17 protein-coding genes are annotated in these 20,882 nt (G+C 68.8%); 1 reads left to right on the top strand and 16 read right to left on the bottom strand.

Translation table 11 applies throughout. The features are described 5' to 3' along the window. Positions 1-532: 532 nt before the first annotated feature. From ACG04Q_RS16285 to ACG04Q_RS16255, 7 genes are read right to left on the bottom strand one after another with little or no spacing between them, the layout of a single operon-like run. Complete coding sequence (locus tag ACG04Q_RS16285; protein ID WP_394512019.1) at positions 533-1,339, bottom strand: carbohydrate ABC transporter permease; 807 nt, start codon at positions 1,337-1,339, stop codon at positions 533-535. Further along, a complete protein-coding gene (locus ACG04Q_RS16280) occupies positions 1,336-2,232 on the bottom strand; it encodes a carbohydrate ABC transporter permease (RefSeq protein ID WP_394512018.1) in 897 nt (298 codons plus the stop codon). Before ACG04Q_RS16280 ends, ACG04Q_RS16285 begins: the two co-directional genes overlap by 4 nt. After that, positions 2,229-3,500: a sugar ABC transporter substrate-binding protein gene (locus ACG04Q_RS16275; protein ID WP_394512017.1), complete on the bottom strand. Its 1,272-nt coding sequence runs from the start codon at positions 3,498-3,500 to the stop codon at positions 2,229-2,231. The genes ACG04Q_RS16280 and ACG04Q_RS16275 overlap by 4 nt, the downstream gene beginning before the upstream one ends. Next, positions 3,500-4,915: a glucoamylase family protein gene (locus ACG04Q_RS16270; RefSeq protein WP_394512016.1), complete on the bottom strand. Its 1,416-nt coding sequence runs from the start codon at positions 4,913-4,915 to the stop codon at positions 3,500-3,502. Before ACG04Q_RS16270 ends, ACG04Q_RS16275 begins: the two co-directional genes overlap by 1 nt. Before the next feature lie 51 nt (positions 4,916-4,966). Then, the gene (locus ACG04Q_RS16265; protein WP_394512015.1) at positions 4,967-7,909 is read right to left on the bottom strand and encodes a TonB-dependent receptor; all 2,943 of its coding nucleotides are present in this window, start codon (positions 7,907-7,909) and stop codon (positions 4,967-4,969) included. A 41-nt stretch (positions 7,910-7,950) separates the two neighbouring features. Further along, on the bottom strand, positions 7,951-8,961 hold the full coding sequence (locus tag ACG04Q_RS16260; protein WP_394512014.1) for a LacI family DNA-binding transcriptional regulator: 1,011 nt from the start codon (positions 8,959-8,961) through the stop codon (positions 7,951-7,953). Between the two features lie 7 nt (positions 8,962-8,968). Next, on the bottom strand, positions 8,969-10,312 hold the full coding sequence (locus ACG04Q_RS16255) for a GH1 family beta-glucosidase (protein ID WP_394512013.1): 1,344 nt from the start codon (positions 10,310-10,312) through the stop codon (positions 8,969-8,971). 251 nt (positions 10,313-10,563) lie between these two features. Between ACG04Q_RS16255 and ACG04Q_RS16250 the strand changes: the two genes are divergently transcribed. Then, entirely contained in the window at positions 10,564-11,052 is a 489-nt protein-coding gene (locus ACG04Q_RS16250; RefSeq protein WP_394512012.1) for a VOC family protein, read from the top strand. Positions 11,053-11,109: 57 nt separating this feature from the next. Here the strand turns inward: ACG04Q_RS16250 and ACG04Q_RS16245 are convergent, their stop codons facing one another. The 9 genes from ACG04Q_RS16245 to ACG04Q_RS16205 form a co-directional block, all read right to left on the bottom strand. Next, positions 11,110-12,087, bottom strand: coding sequence for a tripartite tricarboxylate transporter substrate-binding protein (locus tag ACG04Q_RS16245; protein WP_394512011.1), 978 nt, complete (start codon positions 12,085-12,087; stop codon positions 11,110-11,112). Positions 12,088-12,102: 15 nt separating this feature from the next. Then, a complete protein-coding gene (locus tag ACG04Q_RS16240) occupies positions 12,103-13,275 on the bottom strand; it encodes a phenylacetate--CoA ligase family protein (protein WP_394512156.1) in 1,173 nt (390 codons plus the stop codon). 59 nt (positions 13,276-13,334) lie between these two features. Next, complete coding sequence (locus tag ACG04Q_RS16235) at positions 13,335-13,634, bottom strand: hypothetical protein (RefSeq protein ID WP_394512010.1); 300 nt, start codon at positions 13,632-13,634, stop codon at positions 13,335-13,337. After that, on the bottom strand, positions 13,631-14,437 hold the full coding sequence (locus tag ACG04Q_RS16230; protein ID WP_394512009.1) for an ABC transporter ATP-binding protein: 807 nt from the start codon (positions 14,435-14,437) through the stop codon (positions 13,631-13,633). Before ACG04Q_RS16230 ends, ACG04Q_RS16235 begins: the two co-directional genes overlap by 4 nt. Before the next feature lie 156 nt (positions 14,438-14,593). After that, entirely contained in the window at positions 14,594-15,910 is a 1,317-nt protein-coding gene (locus tag ACG04Q_RS16225) for an ABC transporter substrate-binding protein (protein ID WP_394512008.1), read from the bottom strand. A 57-nt stretch (positions 15,911-15,967) separates the two neighbouring features. Next, positions 15,968-17,032, bottom strand: coding sequence for a branched-chain amino acid ABC transporter permease (locus ACG04Q_RS16220; protein ID WP_394512006.1), 1,065 nt, complete (start codon positions 17,030-17,032; stop codon positions 15,968-15,970). A 62-nt stretch (positions 17,033-17,094) separates the two neighbouring features. Further along, a complete protein-coding gene (locus tag ACG04Q_RS16215; RefSeq protein ID WP_394512005.1) occupies positions 17,095-18,024 on the bottom strand; it encodes a branched-chain amino acid ABC transporter permease in 930 nt (309 codons plus the stop codon). Continuing rightward, positions 18,024-18,848 carry an ABC transporter ATP-binding protein gene (locus ACG04Q_RS16210; protein WP_394512004.1) on the bottom strand — a complete coding sequence of 275 codons (825 nt, stop codon included), beginning with the start codon at positions 18,846-18,848 and terminating at the stop codon, positions 18,024-18,026. The genes ACG04Q_RS16215 and ACG04Q_RS16210 overlap by 1 nt, the downstream gene beginning before the upstream one ends. Further along, positions 18,845-20,782, bottom strand: a complete 1,938-nt coding sequence (locus ACG04Q_RS16205; protein ID WP_394512003.1) for an AMP-dependent synthetase/ligase — start codon at positions 20,780-20,782, stop codon at positions 18,845-18,847. Before ACG04Q_RS16205 ends, ACG04Q_RS16210 begins: the two co-directional genes overlap by 4 nt. Positions 20,783-20,882 lie beyond the last annotated feature (100 nt).

The raw sequence follows: 20,882 nt of genomic DNA, 5'->3' as shown, positions 1-20,882 counted from the left end.
GTAAGCAAAGAAACGACCCCCGACCGCACCGCCCTCGCTTCGCTCGGGTGCCCGAGGACCGCAAGCCCCGAAGCCCCACGCCGAACTCGCGCCGCTACGCTCTGCTCGAACAGTCGTCGTGAGTCAGTTGTCGAGGCGAGCTGCGCTCGCGGGCTTCGGGGCTTGCGTTCCTCGGCGGTGCTCAAGGGGGCACACAAAACAGCCGGCGCCAGCCGGCGTGCGGGTTTGGCTGTTGGCTGTTCGGCTGTTTTGGGGTCTCCCCTTCTAAACCGCCGAGAAGCGCAGAAGCCCAGGGCGCGAGCGAAGCTCGCTTCAAGAACTGACTCCGCGCAGCTGTTTGACCGGAGCGTAGCGGAGGGAGTTCTGCGCGGGCCCTGGGCTTCGAGCATCGCAGGGAACCCCGCAGGGGCGGTTTTGCAGGGGCGCTTTCTTTGCCTACTTTCTTGCGCGTGCAAGAAAGTAGGTCGCCCGCCGGGGCGAACTCCCGGCACGTCACTGGCCACCAACCCGAAGCAGCGCGAAGCACACGCGTTCACTTCACACTCCCCATCAACAACCCCTGCATGTAATACCGCTGCAACGCCACGAACAACAGCAGCACCGGCAGCACCGTGATGACCGCGCCGGCCATCATCAGTTCGCTGTCCTGCACATGCTCCCGTGACAACGCGGCCAGCGCCACCGGCAACGTGTGCAGGTCGCCGTCGGTCAGCACGATCAACGGCCACATGAAGTCGTTCCAGCTGCCGAGGAACGCGAACACCGCCAGCGTGACCAGCACCGGCTTCAGCGTCGGCAGCACGATGTTCCAGAAGATGCGCCACTCGCCGGCGCCGTCCAGCCGCGCCGCGTCCAGCAGCTCATCCGGCACGCCGCGCGCGTACTGCCGCACCAGGAAGATGCCGAAGATGCCCGCCATGCCGGGGATCAGCACGCCCATCCACGTGTTCACCAGCCCCATGCTCTTCAGCATCAGGAACAACGGCAGCATGGCCACCTGACCCGGGATGACCAGCGCCGCGATCAGCAGCCCGAACACGCGCTCGCGGTGCTTGAAGCGCAGCTTGGCGAACGCGTAGCCCGCCAGCGTGTTAAAGCTCACCGACACCAGCGTGCTGACCACCGCCAGCCCCAGGCTGTTGACGAAAGCGCGCTTCAGCCCGCCGTCGCCCAGCAGCGCGCGGTAGTGCACCAGCGTGGGCTCGTGCGGCAGCAACGGTGGCGGCAGCGTGGAGGCGCTGCCGGCCGGCATCAGCGACACGCAGACCATCCACACCAGCGGAAAGATCGCCAGCGCCGCAAACAGCCACAACAGCGCATTGACGAGCACGCGCTTCATGCGCCCTCCCCCATCCACCGCCGCTGCAGCGCGATCAACCCCTTGCTGACGGCGACGATGATGACGAACAGCACGAAGGCCACGGCCGAGGCCAGGCCCAGGTTCCACCACTTGAAGCCTTCGTCGTACATCAGGTAAAGCACGCTGACCGTGCTCTGCAGCGGGCCGCCCTGCGTCATCACGTAGGGCTCGGCGAACAGCTGGAAGTAACCGGCCGTCGTCAGGATGGTGACCATCAGCAGCGTCGGCGCGATGCCGGGCAACGTGATGTGGCGGAACTGCGCCCACGACTTCGCGCCGTCCAGCCGCGCGGCTTCGTACAGGTCGTGCGGCACGGCCTGCAGCGCGGCGATGAAGATGATCATGTTGCCGCCGAAGTTCTTCCACGCGGCGAAGCCGATGATGGTGGGCATGGACCAGTGCGGATCGCCCAGCCAGTCGATGGGGTCGACGCCGAAGGACTGCAGCGCGTAGTTCACGAGGCCGTACTTCACGTGGAAGAGGTAACGCCAGATGACGGCCACCGCCACCAGCGTGGTGACGACGGGCGCGAACAGCGCCGTGCGCAGCAGCGGCTTGAAGCGCACCAGCCTGCTCTGCAGCAGCACGGCCGCGGCCAGCGACAGCGCGATGGACAGCGGCACGCCCAGCACGACGAAGTAGGCGGTGTTGCCCAGTGCCTGCCAGAACAGCGGCAGGCTCAGCACGTGGACGTAGTTGTCCCAGCCCTGCCAGCGCAGGTTGCGCAGGTCGGCAAGGGCGTAGATGTCGAAGTCGGTCAGGCTCAGCGCCAGGCCGGCGAATACGGGCACGCCGAAGAACAGCGCGATGACGATCAACGCCGGGGCGGCGAAGGCCCAGGCGGCGAGGGATTCGCGACGACCGTGTCTCATGACGACGCCCGATCCAGCATCCAGCGGCGCTTTTCCAGGATGCCGTCCACGCGCGCATCCAGGCCGCGCACGGCGACGTCGATGCTGTCGCGGCCGCCCACGACACGCGCCGCGGCCAGCTGCATCTCGTTGGCGATGCGCTCCCACTCGGGCACGGCGGGCGTGGGCCGCACGCGCTCCAGCTGGCGGCGGAAGGCCGCGGCGTGGCGGTCCTCGGCCAGCGTGGCGCCACCGTCCAGCGGCATGGCCCAGGTGCTGCGGCGCGGCGGCAGGTCGCCGGTGAGGCGGTAGAACTGCTGCTGCACGTCGGGCCGGCTCAGGTAGCTGATGAGCGCCCACGCTTCTGGCTTGTGGCGCGAGCGCTTGAACATCGCCAGGCTGGCACCGCCGGCGATGGACGCGCCCAGCCCGTCGGGGCCGGGCAGCTCGGCGGTGCTCCACGCATCGGCCAGGTCGGCCGGCAGGCGGCGCTTGAACTCGCCGATGTTCCAGGGGCCGGAGATGTAGAACGCGAACGTGCCGCGGCCGAACTCCTGCCACACGTTGGCGACCTGGTTGTTGGTGAGGCCCGGCGCGTCACCGCGCGCGAAGCGCTCGGCGTAGAAGCCCAAAGCGCGGCGGAAGTCTTCCGACGAGAAGTTGCCGAAGCGCCCGCCCTCGCGCAGCACCTCGGCGGGCTGCTGCAGCGCCAGCGCCAGCAGCGGCTCGAACTCGTTGGTAGGCAGCAGCAGCGGTGTGGCCATGCCGTGCTCGCGCAGGCGTGCCAGCGCGGCGCGCCATTCGCTCCAGTTCTGCGGCACGCGCGGAATGCCCGCCCGGGCCAGCAGGTCGTGGCGCACGAACAGCAGCCGCGTATCCACGTACCAAGGCAGGCCCACGCGCTGGCCGGCCGGCGCGTTGGTGGCCCAGATGCCGTCGAAGTAATCGCTCGCCTGCAGCGCCGGCGTGCGCGCGAGCCACGGCTCCAGCGGCTCCAGCGCGCCCAGCGCCTGCATCTCGGGCAGCCAGGTGTTGCCGACCTGGGCGAGGTCGGGTGTCGCATCACCGGCGAACGCGGTCAGCAGCTTCTCGTGCGCGGCCGTCCACGGCAGCTGCTCCACCTTGACGCGCACGCCGGGGCGCTCGCGCTCGAAGCCCGCGATCAGCTCGGCCGCGACCTCGGCCTCCCGCCCCATGGCCCAGAAGCGCAGCGTGGTGGCGCCGCGGTCGCGGTTGCAGCCGGCCAGCGGCGCGGCAACCGCAGCGGTGAGCAGCCGGCGACGCTGCATCAGCCCAGCCAGCCGCCCGAGAAGCCCGCGCGCTTCAGGCCGCGCACGAGGTGGGCGTTCTTGCGCATCGCGCGCCAGATCAGCTCGCCGCGGTGGTTGCCCATCATGGCCAGCAGCGGGCCCTGGTCGATGCCCAGCATGTCGGTGTCCACCCAGCCCTTGCCGGGCTCGATGCGGCCGTGCGTGAGCTTCACGTCGGGATAGTTGAAGCTGGGGTTGAAGGCGTCCCAGAAGCCGTAGCGGCCCCAGGTGTGCGGGTAGCGCTGCTTGATGGCCATCAACGCCGGCACGACGATCTCGGGCGCGAACGTGATGGAGCTGCCCGCGCCGTAGGGCGCCAGCGTGCCATCGTCGTGCTCGCCCATGCCGCGGCCCGCGTAGCTGATGAAGCGGCGCTTCTCCAGCTTGCCGTTGGTCGTGCGGTAGGGCAGCGTGATGTCGGCCGGGCCGTCGCTGGCGGTGACGCCCCAGACCTCGGCGCTGTAGCCCTGCCAGCCCAGCGGGTTGGCGGCGGCGTAGGCCTGCTGCGCGTAGGTGGCGCGGCGCGAGTTCTCGAAGTAGTCCAGGCCCTTGGCCGCCATGTAGCGGTCGCGGATGCCGCGGAAGTCCACCCAGCAGTGCGTGAACTGGTGGCCGAACAGCGGCGGGAAGCGCAGGAAGGTCTGGCCGTGGCTTTCGCCCCAGCTGTGCGCGTCGTAGGTGCTGAGCCAGGCGTCGTAGGCCTCGGGCTTGACCGCTCGCGTGGGCGAGCCCAGCGCGAGCAGGTAGACCATCATGGCCTCGTTGTAGCCCTTCCAGTCGCTGGCGATATGGCCTTTCTCGGGCGTCCAGCCGTGGCCGATGGACGGCGGGCGAACCTGCGCCCAGGCCCAGTCGACGCGGCCGTACAGCTCATCGACGAGGCTGCGGATGCTGGCTTCTTCGGGCGAGTCGCCGTCGAAGAAGCTCTGCGCATGCAGCGCGCCCATCAGCAGCAGCGCGGTGTCCACCGTCGACAGTTCGCAGCGCCCGAAGCGCAGGCCTTCCTTCATGTCGAGGAAGTGATAGAAGAATCCCTTGTGGCCGGCCACGCCGGTCCTGCCCGGGCCTTGCGGCAGGTTGGCGAAGAAGCGCAGCGTGGTGAGCGTGCGGTCGCGTGCCTGGGTGCGCGTGATGTAGCCGCGCGCCACGCCGACGGGATAGGCGCTGAGCGCGAAGCCGACGGCCGCGATGCTCGCGAACGACGGCGTGGGCCAGCGGTCGGGCGCCAGGCCCGTCTTCGCATCGGTCGTCTCCCAGAAGAAGTCGAAGGTGCGGCGTTCGAGGTCGGCGAGGAAGGCGTCGGCAGACGGCTCCTGCGCCCAGGCCGGCAGTGCACCGGCCAGTGCAAGGCCGGCGCCGTGCGACAGCAGGGCGCGGCGAGTCAGAGATTCCATGGCAATGGCGATTGTGGGAGCCGGCCCAGACCGGCCCCGTGGCTTGCAGAGTTAGAACGAGTAACTTGCGCCCAGCTTGAACTGCCGCATCGTGCCGCGGACGCCGGTGCGGGTGTCGAAGTCGGGGTTGTCGCCGCCCAGCGCGTTCTTCGGCGGCGTGGAGGGGCCGCCGACCCAGTCGTTGTAGTAGCCCCAGTTGGCCGTGTTGAAGAGGTTCAGCACGTCCAGCCGCACCTGCAGTTCGCCGCCATAGACCTTGAAGTTCTTCGCCAGCGCAAGGTCCAGCTGCTTGAAGGTGTCGGAGCCGCGGGCCACGGCGCGGCAGCCCGTGGGGCCTGAGAAGCCGGTGTGGCAGTCGGGCACGCGGCGTGGCTGGCCGTCGCCCAGCGTCAGCTTGCCGGAGAGCTGCAGGTCCCAGGGCAGCTTGTCGAGCAAGCCGCCCACGACGAGGCGGTGCTTCTCGGCATCCTTGCTGGGGTTGAAACCGTAGGTGGACTTGCCGTAGGCCCAGTCGAAGATGTCGTCCGACCATTCGTGGTTGGTGGTCTTGGCGTCGGTGTAGGTGTAAGCGACGGTCATGCTCCAGCCGCTGGCTTGCGTGTAGGGCTTCTCCAGCGACAGGAACAGGCTGGTGGCCTTGTTCTCGCCAGCGAAGGTGCCCAGGATCAGCGAGCCGTAGTTGCGCGGCGCGCCGCCCCACAGCGGATCCAGTGCATTGGTGTTGCCGAAGCCGCCGTTGGGGTCGCGGTTGCCGAGGAACCAGATGAACTGGTTCTTGGCATGGACCTTGGACACGGCGATGTCGGCATTCCACGCGCCCAGCGCCTGGCGCAGGCCCAGGCTCATCTGGTCGGCGTAGGGCATCTTGAAGTCGTTCTTGATCATCCACGTCTCGCCGTTGGGCGCGGCGTTCTTCTGCAGCTCGTCCAGCGCGTTGTTGGCCATCTTGCGGTCGTAGCTGCGGCCCCAGCCGCCGTAGATGACGGTGGCCTTGTTGCCCAGCACGTCGAAGGAGCCGCCCAGGCGCGGCGCGAAAGCGCCCTTGTAAGCCTTGCGCGAGCTGCCGGTGGAGATGTAGTCGGCAATGTTGATGCCGGCCTTGGCCAGCGTCTGTGCGTAGGTCTGGCCGGGGGGCGCGGTGATGCCGTCGACGGTGCGGCCGTCCGGCGCGTTCAGCATCGCGATGCGGTCGGCCGGCGTCGCATAGCTGTTGTTCAGCATGTTGTCTTCATAGTCCCAGCGCGCGCCGACATTGAGCTCCAGCTGCTTCGTGACCTTCCAGTCGTCCTGCAGGTAGACGCCGTACTGGTTGTTCTTGAAGTTGGCCGACGCGGTGGGGATGGCGAGGCGGATGTTGCACTGGTCGCTGGACAGGCCCGAGCTGCTGACGTTGGTGCCGGTGCAGGCCAGGCCGTTGTAGTAGGGCTGGCCGGTGGTCGTGTTCAGCACCGTCTCGATGGTCGGCACGCGGAAGGCGGTGCCGCTGAGGTCGTACTTCATGGCCTTGAACTGCGCGCCGGCCTTGATGACGTGGCCGCTGATCGCGGTGTAGGTGAAGTCGTCCTTCAGGTAAACGCCACTCTGGCGCCTGTCCTGCGCATTGGGCGAGCCGCCGACGAAGAAGATGTCCTGGACGTTGTTGATGCGGTCCGTCGGCGAGTACTTGTAGCGGACCTGCGGGTCGACGGCGTCCGACTGCGGATTCCACTGCGTGCGCTCCCAGCCGATGCGGGCCTCGTTGAGCCAGCGGTCGGCGGCGTACTCGTGCTTCAAGTCGACGCGCGACTCCTTGTTCTGGTTGTTGATGGCCGTGCTGGGCGCGAAGCGGTCGCCGTCGACGGAGTAGCTGGTTTCCCGGCGCAGCGTCATCGACAGGTCCAGCCGCTGGCGGTCGTCGATCTCGGCCGACAGCTTGCCGAACAGCAGGTGTTCCTTGAACTCGCCCTTGAACGAGCCCTGCTGTGCCGCGATGGACGGGATCAGCCCGGGGCTGCCGGGGTATTTGTCGAGGTTCATCGCCGTCAGCTGGCGCGGCTTCTCGAGCTGCTTGCCGTCGTAGGCGAGGAAGTAGTGCAGCGCGTCCTTCTTGATCGCGCCGCCGATGCTGAAGCCGGCCTCGATCTGCTTGTACGACGGCGGCTCGATCTTGTTGGCCTTGTCACGCTCCTGGATGGGGCTCAGCGATGTCCAGTTGCTGCCCGTGCGGTTGGCGTAAACGTTTCCATGCGTTTCGTTGGTGCCGGATTTGGTGACTGCAGCGATGGCCACGCTGGACACCTGGTCGAACTCGGCCTTGTAATTCTGCGTCAGCACGCGGTACTCGGCGATGGCGGCCTGCGGGAAGGGGTTGCCCTGGCTGGTGTCCTGGCCACTCACGCCGCCGCGCAGGATGTTGTTCTTGCGGCCGACGCCATCGATGAAGACGTTGACGGAGTCGATGTTCTGCGAGCCACCGCGCAGCCGCGTGTTGCCGCCCGGGTCGGTGTCGAAGCGCACGCCCGGTGCAAAGTCGGCCGCCGACAGGAAATTGCGCGACGCCTGGGGGATGGCCTCGATCATCTTGTTGGAGACCGTGGTGCCCACCTGCGAGTCGATGACGCCCTGGCGCGCCGAGCTGCCTTCGACGACCACGGTGCCCAGCTGCGCGGTGCCGCTGGCGAGATCGACGGTGGCGTTCTGGCCCACCGACAGCGTGATGACGCTGCCGCTGGCCGCGCCGGCGACACGCACCTCGTAGGTGCCCGGGTTCAGGCCCGCCAGCACGTAGCTGCCGTCCGGCAGTGTCTTGGTACGGTAGGTGTTGCCGTTGGCCTTGTTGACGGCGACGACGTCCGTGCCTGCCGGGGCCGCAGCGCCGGCGGCGGTGATGCTGCCACGCACGGTGGCGTTGGAGGTCTGCGCCGACGCGGCGCCGGCGAATGCGAACAGAACGGTGGCGGCAGCCGAGGCCAGCGCGTGGCGACGCCAGGGGGTGCGGGGGCGATGCGTGCTCATGATGTCCTTGTCTCCTGTTGTGTTGTGCGAATGGACGGGTCTCAGGGCCGCGAGCCGCAGGAGCGGCGCACGACGAGCTGCACGGGCATGACGGTGGCACCGGCCGGGCCGGCCGGTGCGGAGCCGTCGAGGGCGGTGGCCAGCGCGTCCAGCGCCTGGCTGCCCAGCGCGGCAATGGGCACGCGCATGGTGGTGAGTGCGGGGCTGATGTAGCGCGCGACGGGGATGTCGTCGAAGCCGGCGACGGCGATGTCCTCGGGCACGCGCACGCCGCCAGCCTGCAGGGCGCCCAGCAGGCCGATGGCCATGATGTCGTTGGCGGCGAAGACGGCATCAGGCCGCTCGGCAGCCGCCAGGCCCAGCAGGTGGGCGCCGGCGCGCTCGCCACCGGCCTCCGAGAAATCGCCTTCGATGAGCCAGGGCCGGGCGCCGGCCGGCAGCCCCGCGCGGTAGCCGCGCTCGCGCTCGCGGGCCTCGAAGTTGGCGGCCGGGCCGCCCAGGAAGGCGATGCGTCGGCGACCGCTGCGCACCAGGTGCTCCGTCATCTCGCGCGCACCGCCGAAGTTGTCGACGGCGAAGACGCGCTGCGAGGGCTCGCGCACGCCGGAGTTCAGCAGCACGGTGGGCAGCGACGGCGGCAGGTTCTGCGACAGGAAGTCGTCATCGGCATGCGGCGACATGACGACCAGCCCGTCCACGCGCCCGTTCATCGCGCGCAGCGCCGCGGCGGCCTCGCTCGCGTCGTCGTGCGAGCTGGACAGCAGCAGGTGCAGGCCGCGCGCGCGGGCCGCCTGGTCGATGCCGCGGATGAGCTCCGAGAAGAACTCGCCGTGCAGGTCGGGCAGCAGCGCGCCGATGGTGTCGGTGCGGCGCGTGATGAGGCTGCGCGCGGCGCCCGACGGCGAATAGCGCAGTTCACGGGCGACGTCGAGGATGCGCTGGCGGGTGTGAGGCAGCACGTTCTCGGCGCCGTTGAGCGCGCGCGAGACCGTGGCGACCGACACGCCGGCGACGCGGGCGACATCCTTGATCGTGGCGGGAGAAGCCGTCATCTTGTTCTCAGAGATTGGCGCCGTGGGCGGCGATGACCTCAGCATAGAAGCGCGCGCTGGCCTTGGGCGTGCGCTGCAGCGTCTGGAAGTCCACATGCACGAGGCCGAAGCGCTTGGCATAGCCCAGCGCCCACTCGAGGTTGTCGAACAGCGACCAGGCGCAGTAGCCGCGCACGTCGGCGCCGCGCGCGATGGCGTCCTGCACGGCGGCGATGTGGGTGCGCAGGTAGTGCACGCGCAGCGGGTCATTGACCTCGCCGGCGATGGCGGTGGGCGGGTCGTAGAAGGCCGCGCCGTTCTCGGTGACATACAGCGGCAGGCCGCCGTAGCGCTCGTGCATCCAGACCAGCGTGTCGGCCAGGCTCTGCGGGTGCAGCTCCCAGCCGGTCTCGGTGTAGATGCCACCCGGCTGGCGCTGCGGCGCGGCAGGCACCGGCCAGGCCCTGGCGTCGTGGCGCACGACGGCGCGGGTGTAGTAGTTCAGGCCGAGGAAGTCGACGGGGGTCTTCAGCGCCTCGACCTCGGCAGCCGGCCAGTCGGGCCAGGCCTCGCCGAAGACCTCGCGCAGCTCGTCCGGGTAGCTGCCCAGCAGCGCGGGGTCGAGGTACTGGCGGTTCATGTACGCGTCGGCCAGGCGCGCGGCGTGGCGGTCGGCGTCGGTGGCGTCGGCAGCCACGTGCTTGGGCTCGATGTTGACAACGAGGCCGATGCGGTGGCGGCCGATCGCGCGGTAGGCCTGCACGGCCGCGGCATGCGCCTGCATCAGCCGGTGCGCGACGATGGCGGCCTCGAAGGCGCTCTTGTGCCCGGGCGCCAGCGCACCGTGCACAAAGCCCTGGTCGGCGATGACCCAGGGCTCGTTGAGCGTGGCCCACAGCGGCACGCGGTCGTCCAGCGCGTTGAAGCAGACCTGCGCGTAGTCGGCGAACCAGCCGGGCATGTCGGGGTTGAGCCAGCCGCCGCGGTCGTCCAGCGCGGCGGGCAGGTCCCAGTGGTGCAACGTGGCCATCGGCGTGATGCCGGCGGCCAGCAGTTCGTCCACGAGCCGCTCGTAGAAACCCAGGCCGGCGGCGTTCACGCGGCCGCGGCCGTCGGGCATGACGCGGTTCCAAGCGATGCTGAAACGGTAGGCCGTCAGGCCCAGCGCGCGCATCAGCGCGACGTCGTCCTTCATGCGGCGGTAGTGGTCGCAGGCGACGTCGCCCGTGTCGCCGCCCAGCACGCGGCCCGGCGTGCGCACGAAGCGATGCCAGTTGCTCACGCCGGCGCCGTCGGCCAGCGGCGAGCCTTCGATCTGGTAGGCAGAGGTGGCGCAGCCCCACAGGAAGCCGGGCGGGAACGGTTGTCTCATCCGCAGGGTCGGCTGGGCTTGCACCTGCCGACGTCATGTAAACGTTTACACGGCATTTTGTCGACGCGGCCGGATCGCGTCAACAGCGTGTTTACCCGGCCGGCAGCTGCCGTGGACCGCCGTCGACAGGCGGTGCGAGGCCTGCAGCCAGCGCTGTGGCAACACCTGGCACCAGCGGTGCGCCGGCTGCTGCTCGGCCGCGGCGGGTGTGGCTAGCATCGGCGCCTTCGCCAACCCACCTCACGCAAGCGATGCTGGATCAACCCGTTGGAACCGTCTTCGAAACCACGTCCGCGCTGCCACCCAGCCAGCGGCTGCATCTCGTGCTGCTGGGGGTGGACAGCGTGGCGCGCTCGGCGGCGTTCTACGAGGCGCTGGGCTGGCAGCGGTCCCCCACCGGCAACGACGGCTTCGTCAAGTTCGACCTGGGCGGCTACGCGCTGTGCCTGATCTCGCGCGCGGACTTCGCGAAGGACGCGCAGTTCGATTCACCGCACGGCACCGGCTTCGCGGGCGTGGGGCTGATCCACATCGCAAAGACGCCCGACGAGGTGCCGGCCATCCTCGCTCGCGCCGTCGCCGCCGGCGGCCGGCTCGTGAAGCCCGCCACCCGCACGCACTGGGGCGTGGCCGGCTACTTCACCGACCCGGACGGCCATCTCTTCGAGGTGGACTACGAGGACGTGTGGGTGCTGGACGACGAGCACCGGCTGGTGGTCGACAAGATCAACGCCCAATGAAAACAGGGGCGCGAGCCCCTGTTCGTTCGGCCCCTGGACAGGGGCGCCGCACCGGCTTCAGTCGGCGTAGATGCCGGCCGCCTTGATGACGGGGCCCAGCTTGTTGATCTCGGCCTCGACGAACTTCTTGTGCTCGGCCGGGGCAACGCGGCCGTCGGCCACGATGACCGCACCCAGCGCCGCCTGGCGCTTCTGGAAGTCGGCATCCTTCAGCGCCGCGCGCAGCGCCGTGTTGACCTTGTCCAGCACCGCCTTGGGCGTGCCCTTGGGCGCATACAGGCCGTGCCAGATCGTCAGGTTGAAGCCTTTCAGGCCGGACTCGTCGGCCGTCGGCAGCTTGGCGAGCGCGCCGCTGGTCAGCCGCTTGGACGACATGACGGCGAAGGCCTTGACCTTGCCGGACTCGATCTGCCCGGTGGTGTTGGTGGTCTGGTCGCACATGATGTCGACCTGGCTGCCCAGCAGGTCGTTCATGGCCGGCGCGGTGCCCTTGTAGGGCACGGTGGTCATGTCGATCTGCACGGCCTGCTGGAACAGCAGCCCGCACAGGTGCGAGGCCGAGCCCACGCCGGCGTTGGCCAGGTTGATCTTGCCCTTGTTGGCCGCCATCCACTTGGCGAGGTCGGCATAGCTGTTGGCCGGCAGGTCGGGGCGACCGATCAGCGTCATCGGCACTTCGTTGACCATGCCCAGGTACTCGAAGTCCTCCAGCGTCTTGTACGGCAGCGTGCGGTACAGCGCTGTGGCGCTGGCGATGCCGATGTGGTGCAGCAGCAGCGTGTAGCCGTCCGGCGACGCCTTGGCCACCTTGTTGGCGCCCAGCGTGCCGCCGACGCCGCCGACGTTCTCGATGATGATGGTGGCGCCCAGCGGCTTGCGCAGCGCCTCGGCCAGGTCCCGGCCGACCTTGTCGGTGGGGCCGCCGGCGGTGAACGGCACGACCAGCGTGATGGGCTTGTCCGGGTACTCGGCCAGGGCAGGCAAGGCGGCCAGGGTGGCGAGCAGGCTGGCGGCCAGCTTGAATGAGGTGCGCATCGATGTCTCCAGCGGTTAGCGACGGTCTTCGATGAGTTTGCCGTCGTTGGGCAGGCTGCCCTCCGGCAGCAGTTCTATCTCAACCCGCAGTTTGGTGAGGTCACGGGCGGTCAGCATCAGGCTTTCCACGGGCGCCGGGGTTGTGGGTTTCCACATTTCCACCTGCAGCACGACCTGATCCTGCGCCAGCTCGCCGCTGACGACAAGGCGCGCGCGCCGCACCTCGGGGTGGCGCTTGACGAGGTCGGCCACCTGGCCCGCATGCACGAACATGCCGCGCACCTTGGCCGACTGGTCGGCCCGCCCCAGCCAGCCGCGCAGCCGCTGGTTGGTGCGGCCGCAAGGGCTGGCACCAGGCATCACGGCGGACAGGTCGCCGGTGGCGAAGCGGATCAGCGGATAGCCGGGCGACAGCGTCGTCACGACCACCTCGCCCACCTCGCCGTCGGGCAGCGGCTCGCCCGAGCCCGGGCGCACGATCTCGACGATGACGCCCTCGTCCACCACCAGCCCGTCGCGCGCCGCGGTCTGGTAGGCGATGAGGCCCAGGTCGGCCGTGGCGTAGCACTGATAGGCGTCCACGCCGCGCTCGGCGAACCAGGCCACGAGCGGCGGCGGGCAGGCCTCGCCGCTGACGAGCGCCCGCTTCAGCGACGGCAAGGCATGGCCGGCCTCGGCGGCCTTCTCCAGCAGGATGCGCAGGAAGCTGGGCGTGCCGGCGTAGGCCTCGGGTTGCAGGTCCAGCATGGCCTGCAGCTGCAGCTCGGTGTTGCCAACGCCGCCGGGGAAGCTGGCCGCGCCCAGCGCGCGCAGACCGGCTTCCATCATGGCGCCGGCCGGCGTCAGGTGATAGCTGAAGCTGACATGCGCGAGCTGGCCCGCACGGATGCCGGCCGCATGCAGCGCCCGGATGACGCGCCAGGGGTCCACGCCGTCCGCGTCCGGTTCGGGCTCGTACAGCGGCCCGGGAGACTGGAAGATGCGCCGCGGCGCACCGGCCGCGAAGCCGCCCAGGCGCAGCGAACGCCGGGCCGACTGCGCGGCCGCCAGGCTGCTCTTGCGCGTCAGCGGCAGCGTGGCCAGCGCGGCGCGCGACGTGATGGCGGCGGCATCGATGCCCGCCAGCAACTCCCCGTAAGCCGGGCTGCTGGCCTGCGCGTGGGCTACCTGCAGCGGCAGCGCGGCCATCAACGCGGCCTCCCGCTCGGCCGGATCGCGCGCCTCCAGCGCGTCGTAGAACGCCGCCGTCACTCGTCGTCCTTCCAGCGCGTCAGGCGGCGTTTGATCTCGTCCTGCAGCTTGCGCGCGTCGGTGGGCGCCTTCAGCGTGAACGTGTCCCACTCGGGGGTGCGCGCCGGGCGTTTGGCAAGTTGCACGGTGACCGCCGCGCCGTCGACGGCCAGCTTCAGCACCGCATCGGCGCCCAGCATCCACGCGCCGCCACGCTCGGCCAGCACGCGCTGGTCGCGCACGAAGCGCTTCATCGTCTGCAGCGCCGCATCCGCGTTGAACGGCGGGGGCGCGATGTCCCACGAGTCGTCGCTCATGCAAGCCACCTCTTCCTGCGCTTGTAGCTCTTGACGTCCTTGAAGCTGCGCCGCCCTTCCCCGCCGACGCCGAGGTAGAACTCCTTGACGTCCTCGTTCTCGCGCAGCGCGGCAGCGGCGCCGTCCATGACGACGCGGCCGTTCTCCAGGATGTAGCCGTAGTCGGCGTAGCGCAGCGCCATGCTGGTGTTCTGCTCGGCGAGCAGGAAGGTGGTGCGCTCCTTGGCGTTGAGGTCGCGCACGATCTCGAACACCTCCTCGACAATCTGCGGCGCCAGGCCCATGGACGGCTCGTCCAGCAACACCATCTTCGGGTTGGCCATCAGCGCGCGGCCGATGGCGCACATCTGCTGCTCGCCACCCGACGTGTAGGCGGCCTGGCTGGTGCGGCGCGTCTTGAGCCGCGGGAAATAGGCGTAGACCTTCTCCAGCGTGGCCGCCACGGCGGCGCGGCCGTCCTTGCGCGTGTAGGCGCCGGTCATCAGGTTCTCTTCGATGGTCAGGTGCGCGAAGCAGTGGCGCCCCTCCATGACCTGCACGACACCGCGCTCCACCATGCCCGCCGTCGACAGCTTCTCGATGCGCTCGCCGCGCAGCTCGATGCTGCCCTTGGTGACCTCGCCGCGCTCGCCCTCCAGCAGGTTGGACACGGCCCGCAGCGTGGTGGTCTTGCCGGCGCCGTTGCCGCCCAGCAAGGCCACCACCTGGCCCTCGGCCACCTGCAGGCTCACGCCCTTGAGCACGAGGATCACGTGGTTGTAGATGACCTCGATGCCGTTGACGTTGAGGAGGGGTGCAGTCATGGCAACTCTCTGATCAGCATGGACGTTCTCGCGGTCAGTGCCCCTCCCCGCGGGGGAGGGGCCAGGGGTGGGGCTTCAGCACCCCGCCCTCTCGGAGGGCGGGGAAGGGGTGGGAGCGGGGCGTTACCAGCTCGAAGAGCTGAGCCGCGCAGCGGGTCAGCTCTGGCATTCGGCGGGCGTGCGGCGGGTGATCTTCTTCTCGCTCGCGTACTTGTCGGCCGCGGCCTTCACCATGGGCTTGAGGATCTGGTCATCGGCCTGGTACCAGTCGGAGCTGAAGTTCCACTGCTTGCCGTCCCAGGTGTGCACGCGCACGGACGTGGAGCCCTGGTGGTCCGTGCAGCTGGTGCTGATGGGGCGGATGACGCCGGTCAGGCCCAGCGCGGCCAGCTTCTTGTCGTCCAGCGCCAGGTTCTCCAGGCCCCAGCGCACCTGCTCGCCGGTCATGACCTTGCCCTTACCGAAGCGCTCCTGCGCGCGCCGCACGGCCTCCACGGCCAAGGCCTGGATGACCAGGCCGCGTGTGTACAGCACCGAGCCCACCTCCTCCTTCGGGCCGGTGCCCTGGCCCTTGTCGTGCACCAGCTTCAGGATGTCCTGGATGACCTTCGGGCTCTGGCCCGAGGTGTTGAGGTTCAGCGCGTTGTAGCCCTTGGCGCCTTCGCCCACGTCCTTCACGTCGGGTTCTGCGCCCGACCACCAGACGCCATACATCTTCTCGCGCGGATAGCCGGTGGCCTGGGCCTCTTTCAGCGCGGTGGAGTTCATGACGCCCCAGCCCCACAGCAGCACGTAGTCGGGCCGCGCCTGGCGCACCTGCAGCCAGGCGCTCTTCTGCTCCACGCCCGGCGCGGTGACCGGGATCTTGATGAGCTCGAAGCCGTGCATCTTCTGGCGCTCGTCCAGCAGCGGGATGGGTTCCTTGCCGAACGGGCTGTCGTGGTAGACCAGCGCGATCTTCTTGCCCTTGAGCTTGTCCAGCCCGCCCTCCTTCTTGCCCAGGTGCTGGATCAACACGTCGGCCGCCGTCCAGTAGCTGCCCATCAGCGGGAAGTTCCACGCGAACACGCCGCCGTCGGCCGACGCCGACAGGCCGTAGCCCAGCGTGATGAGCGGGATCTTGTCGCCCGGCACCTTGTCGGTCAGCGCGAACGTGATGCCGGTGGCCTGCGGGTCGAACAGCGTGGCGCCCTTGCCCTTGAGCCGCTCGTAGCACTCCACGCCCTTGTCGGTGGCGTAGCCGGTCTCGCATTCCTCGAACGTGAGCTTGACGCCGTTGACGCCGCCATCGCGGGCGTTGATGAGCTTGATGTAGTCCTGCTTGCCGTTCGCCCACGGTGTGCCGTTGGGCGAGTACGGGCCGGTGCGGTAGACCAGCAACGGGAAGAACTGCTCCTTGGCCTGGGCCATCGCGGCGGGCGCCGCGAACAACTGCAAAGCGGCCAGCGCCGCGCACGTGATGAAGGTCTTCATGAGCGTTGTCTCCTGTCGTCGTTGTGGTCAGTGAGGATCAATGCGGATCAATGCGCATCAATGCGGGAAAGGCCAGAGGCGCAGCTTCTCCTTGGCCGTGGCCCAGAGTCGCGCGAGGCCGTGCGGTTCCTTGATGAGGAAGAACACGATGAGGGCGCCGAAGATCATCAGCGCCAGATGCGAGGCGGTGGCGGTGTCCATCGGCAGGCCGGTCCAGTAGGGCAGCTTGTCCAGCAGCAGCGGCAGCACGACGATGAAGGCCGCGCCGAAGAAGGCGCCCGAGATGGAGCCCAAACCGCCGATGATGACCATGAACAGCAGGTCGAACGAGCGGTTGATGCCGAACGCCGCCGGCTCCCACGAGCCCAGGTGCACGAAACCCCACAGCGCGCCGGCCACGCCGATGATGAAGCTGCTGACGGCGAACGCGCTGAGCTTGGCGTGCATGGGCCGGATGCCGATGACGGCGGCGGCGACGTCCATGTCGCGCATGGCCATCCACGAGCGGCCGATGTGGCCGCGCACGAGGTTCTTGGTGACAAGCGCAAACAGCACCACCACCGCCAGGCACAGCAGGTAGCGCGACTGCGGCGACTCGATGGGCACGCCGAACAGGTTCAGGTTGGCGACGCTGACGGAGCCCGAAGTCGAGTCGTTGGTGACCCACTTCAGCCGCAGGCAGGCCCAGTCCACGAAGAACTGCGCCGCCAGCGTGGCCACCGCCAGATACAGGCCCTTGATGCGCAGCGACGGGATGCCGAACGCCACGCCCAGCACCGTGGCGCCCAGCCCGCCGGCCAACAGCGACACGATGAGCGGCATGCCTTCGACCCGGGCCTGGCAGTTGTAGGCCACGTAGGCGCCCACCGCCATGAAGGCGCCGGAGCCCAGCGAGATCTGGCCGCAGTAGCCCACCAGCACGTTGAGCCCCAGCGCGGCGAGGCTGAGGATGAGGAAGGGAATGAAGATGGCGCGCAGCAGGTACTCGCTGGACGCCGCAGGCACGACGATGAAGGCCACCGCCAGCAGCAGCGCCATCGCGATGCGGTCCTGGCGTATGGGCAGGATCTGGCTGTCCGCCGGGTAGGTCGTCTTGAACTGGCCGTTTTCTCTGTAGAGCATGTTCTTCGTCAGTTGAGGACAGAGCTACTCGCTTCGCTCGGGCGGTCTGTCCCGCAAGTTCATCAGACTCGATCAATGATCTTTTCGCCGAAGAGCCCCTGCGGCCGCACCAACAGCACGCCGAGCACCAGCACATAGCCGAACCAGTACTCGATGCCGCCACCGAGCGCCGGTCCCAGGTAGGCCTCCGACAGCTTCTCGCCCACGCCAATCAGCAGCCCGCCGACGATGGCGCCCGGCACGCTGGTGAGGCCGCCCAGGATCACCACCGGCAAGGCTTTGAGCGCCACCAGCGACAGCGAGAACTGCACACCCAGCTTGCTGCCCCAGATCATCCCGGCTACCAGCGCGACGAAGCCGGCCACGCTCCAGACGATGACCCAGATGCTTGAGAGCGGGATGCCGATGCTCTGCGCGGCCTGGTGGTCGTCAGCCACGGCGCGCAGTGCGCGGCCGGTGGCAGTCTTCTGGAAGAACAGGCTCAGGCCCGCCACCAGCGCTGCCGCGATGAGCGCCGCGTACAGGTCCTCCTTGCTGACGAGGATGCCGCCGGGGAAGGTCTGCTCCAACAGGAACATCGGGTCCTTGGGCAGGCCGATGTCGATCTTGTAGATGTCGTTGCCGAACAGCATCTGGCCGGCGCCTTCCAGCAGGTAGGCGATGCCCAGCGTGGCCATCAGCAGCGTGACGCCCTCCTGGTTGACAAGCCGCGACAGCGCGAACCGCTCCACCAGCCAGGCCACGACCACCATCACCGCCAGCGCGCCGGCGAACGCCAGCACGTTGATGAGCGTCTTGCTGTCCATGCCGGTGAGCTTGGGCAGCCACTCGGCGAAGCGCGCCATCGCCAGCGCGGCAAACAGCACCATCGCGCCCTGCGCGAAGTTGAAGACGCCGCTGGCCTTGAAGATGAGCACGAAGCCCAGCGCGATCAGCGAATACAGCATGCCGGCCATCAGGCCGCCGATCAGCGTTTCGAGAAACGGCCCCATCACGCCACCTCCGCCTGCTTCGCTGCCACAGCCACGGCCGGCCCGGGCGCCTCGCCACCGAGATAGGCACGGATCACGTCGGCGTTGCCGCGCACCTCGTCCGGCGTGCCGTCGCCGATCTTCTTGCCGTAGTCCAGCACCACCACGCGGTCCGAGATGTCCATGACGACGCCCATGTCGTGCTCGATCAGCACGATGGTCGTGCCGAACTCGTCGTTGACGTCGAGGATGAAGCGGCACATGTCCTGCTTCTCCTCCACGTTCATGCCGGCCATGGGCTCGTCCAGCAGCAACAGGCTAGGCTCCATGGCGAGGGCCCGGCCCAGGTCCACGCGCTTTTGCAGGCCGTAGGGCAGGCGGCCGACGGGCGTCTTGCGCCAGGCCTGGATTTCGAGGAAGTCGATGATGCGCTCCACCGCCGCGCGCTGCTCGGTCTCTTCCCGACGCGCGGGGCCAAGGTGCAGCGCCTGCCAGAACAGGCCGCGCTTCATGCGCAGGTTGCGGCCGGTCATGATGTTGTCCAGCACGCTCATGCCCTTGAACAGCGCGAGGTTCTGGAAGGTGCGGGCCACGCCCATCTCGGCCACCTGGCGCGGGCTCATGCCGCGGTAGGTCTTGCCGCGCAGCGTGACCGCCCCCTGCTGCGGCTGGTAGACGCCGTTGATGCAGTTCAGCATCGAGCTCTTACCGGCGCCATTGGGGCCGATGATGGCGCGGATCTCGTGCTCGCGGACGTCGAAGCTGATGTCCGTCAGCGCCTTCACGCCGCCGAAGGCCAGCGAGATGTTCTTCACGTCGAGGATGACGTCGCCGATCTTCTTCATGCGGCGACTCCCTTGACCGCCGGGAACGTGCGCGCCTCGACGATGCGCAGGTCCGCCGCCACCAGGGCCGTGCGGCCGTCCTCGAACTTCACCTGCGTCTCGATGTACTGCGAGGCCTTGCCGTCGTACAGCGCGTCGATGAGCACGCCGTACTTGTCGGCAATGGCGCCGCGGCGGACCTTGCGCGTGCGCGTCAGCTCGCCGTCGTCGGCATCCAGCTCCTTGTGCAGCACGAGGAAGCGGCTGATCTGGCTGCCGGCCAGCAGCTCGTCCTGCGCGAGGTCGGCGTTGACCTTCTCCACGCATTCCAGCATCAGCTGGTAGACCTCGGCGCGCTGCGCCAGGTCGGTGTAGCCGGCGTAGGGCAGGTTGCGGCGCTCGGCCCAGTTGCCGACGGCCTCGAAGTCGATGTTGATGAAGGCGCAGACCTTCTCGCGGCGGTCGCCGAAGCACACCGCCTCCTTGATGTGCGGGAAGAACTTCAGCTTGTTCTCCACGTACTTGGGCGCAAACATCGCGCCGTCGAAGGGGCCGCCCTGCAGCCGGCCCACGTCCTTGGCGCGGTCGATGATCTTCAGGTGCCCGCCCGGCGTCAGGAAGCCGGCGTCGCCGGTGTGGAACCAGCCATCTTCTGTGAGCGCCTCGGCCGTCGCGGCGTCGTTCTTGTAATAGCCCTTCAGCAGCCCCGGCGAGCGCACCAGCAGTTCGCCGCCGTCCGTGAGCCTGATCTCCACGCCCTCGATGGGCACGCCCACCGTGTCGGCGCGGGCCTCGTGGTCGGGCTGCAGGCAGACGAACACGGCCGTCTCGGTGGAGCCGTAGAGCTGCTTCAGGTTGATGCCGATCGCGCGGTAGAAGCTGAACAGGTCGGGCCCGATGGCCTCGCCCGCCGTGTAGGCCATCCGCACGCGCGAGAAGCCCAGCGTGTTGCGCAGCGGGCCGTAGATGAGCACATCGCCCAGCGCGTAGGCGAGGCGGTCCGGCAGGCTGACCGGCTGCTTGTCCATCAGGCGCGGGCCGACGCGGCGGGCCAGCGTCATGCAGCGGTCGAACAGCCAGCGCTTGGGTGCCGACGCGTCTTCCATGCGGATCATCACCGTCGTCAGCAGCCCCTCGAACACGCGCGGCGGCGCGAAGTAGTAGGTCGGGCCGACTTCCTTCAGGTCGATGCTGACGGTGCTCGCCGACTCCGGGCAGTTGACGACATAGCCGCACACCAGCCACTGCGCAAAGCTGAAGATGTTCTGGCCTATCCAGGCCGGCGGCAGATAGGCCAGCACCTCCTCGTCGGCGGTCAGCCTGTCGAAGCGCTGGCCGGCCTGGGCGCGGTCGATCAGCGTCGCGTGCGTGTGGATGACGCCCTTGGGGTTGCCGGTCGTGCCCGACGTGAAGAACAGCGCCGCCACGTCGCCGGGCTGACCGGCCGTCACCTCGCGCGCGAAGACATCGGCCGGCGCCGCGCGGCCCTGCTCGATCAGCGCGTCCAGCGACGCCAGGCCCGGCTCGTCGTAGTGGCGCAGGCCGCGCGGGTCGTCGAACCAGATGTGCGCCAGCTGCGGGCACCGCTCGCGCAGCTCCAGCATCTTGTCGACCTGCTCCTGGTCCTCCACCACCGCGAAGGCGATCTCGGCGTTGTTGATCGGGAAGACGAACTCGGCCGCGACGGCGTCCTGGTACAGCGGCACCGGCACGGCGCCCAGCGACTGTGCCGCCAGCATGCTGGCGTACAGCCGCGGTCGGTTCTCGCCGACGACGACCAGGTGCTGGCCGCGCTTGAGCCCCGCCGCGGCCAGCCCCTGCGCCAGCTGCCTGACCAGCGCCGCGAGCTGTGCCCAGGTCAGCGTCTGCCAGACGCCAAAGGCCTTTTCGCGCAACGCCGGCGCGTCGGGCCGGCGGGCCGCGTGGTCGAGCAAGAGCCGAGGAAAGGTCGTCAAGCCTGTCTCCAACGCGAGGGCTCAGGCCCCCGTCTGTGCGACCCATTCTGGTCAGTACTTTGACGCCCATCTGTCGGTACGACGACAATTTACGGGTCTT

It is taken from the genome of Pelomonas lactea (genome assembly GCF_043555885.1).
In the GTDB taxonomy this organism is placed as follows: domain Bacteria; phylum Pseudomonadota; class Gammaproteobacteria; order Burkholderiales; family Burkholderiaceae_C; genus Pelomonas; species Pelomonas lactea.
This window is presented reverse-complemented; position numbering and strand designations above follow the sequence as displayed.

Coding starts and splice junctions, on each gene's coding strand:
- ACG04Q_RS16285 (WP_394512019.1), bottom strand. CDS start 1,339: ATGAAGCGCGTGCTCGTCAATGCGCTGTTGTGGCTGTTTGCGGCGCTG.
- ACG04Q_RS16280 (WP_394512018.1), bottom strand. CDS start 2,232: ATGAGACACGGTCGTCGCGAATCCCTCGCCGCCTGGGCCTTCGCCGCC.
- ACG04Q_RS16275 (WP_394512017.1), bottom strand. CDS start 3,500: ATGCAGCGTCGCCGGCTGCTCACCGCTGCGGTTGCCGCGCCGCTGGCC.
- ACG04Q_RS16270 (WP_394512016.1), bottom strand. CDS start 4,915: ATGGAATCTCTGACTCGCCGCGCCCTGCTGTCGCACGGCGCCGGCCTT.
- ACG04Q_RS16265 (WP_394512015.1), bottom strand. CDS start 7,909: ATGAGCACGCATCGCCCCCGCACCCCCTGGCGTCGCCACGCGCTGGCC.
- ACG04Q_RS16260 (WP_394512014.1), bottom strand. CDS start 8,961: ATGACGGCTTCTCCCGCCACGATCAAGGATGTCGCCCGCGTCGCCGGC.
- ACG04Q_RS16255 (WP_394512013.1), bottom strand. CDS start 10,312: ATGAGACAACCGTTCCCGCCCGGCTTCCTGTGGGGCTGCGCCACCTCT.
- ACG04Q_RS16250 (WP_394512012.1), top strand. CDS start 10,564: ATGCTGGATCAACCCGTTGGAACCGTCTTCGAAACCACGTCCGCGCTG.
- ACG04Q_RS16245 (WP_394512011.1), bottom strand. CDS start 12,087: ATGCGCACCTCATTCAAGCTGGCCGCCAGCCTGCTCGCCACCCTGGCC.
- ACG04Q_RS16240 (WP_394512156.1), bottom strand. CDS start 13,275: ATGGCCGCGCTGCCGCTGCAGGTAGCCCACGCGCAGGCCAGCAGCCCG.
- ACG04Q_RS16235 (WP_394512010.1), bottom strand. CDS start 13,634: ATGAGCGACGACTCGTGGGACATCGCGCCCCCGCCGTTCAACGCGGAT.
- ACG04Q_RS16230 (WP_394512009.1), bottom strand. CDS start 14,437: ATGACTGCACCCCTCCTCAACGTCAACGGCATCGAGGTCATCTACAAC.
- ACG04Q_RS16225 (WP_394512008.1), bottom strand. CDS start 15,910: ATGAAGACCTTCATCACGTGCGCGGCGCTGGCCGCTTTGCAGTTGTTC.
- ACG04Q_RS16220 (WP_394512006.1), bottom strand. CDS start 17,032: ATGCTCTACAGAGAAAACGGCCAGTTCAAGACGACCTACCCGGCGGAC.
- ACG04Q_RS16215 (WP_394512005.1), bottom strand. CDS start 18,024: ATGGGGCCGTTTCTCGAAACGCTGATCGGCGGCCTGATGGCCGGCATG.
- ACG04Q_RS16210 (WP_394512004.1), bottom strand. CDS start 18,848: ATGAAGAAGATCGGCGACGTCATCCTCGACGTGAAGAACATCTCGCTG.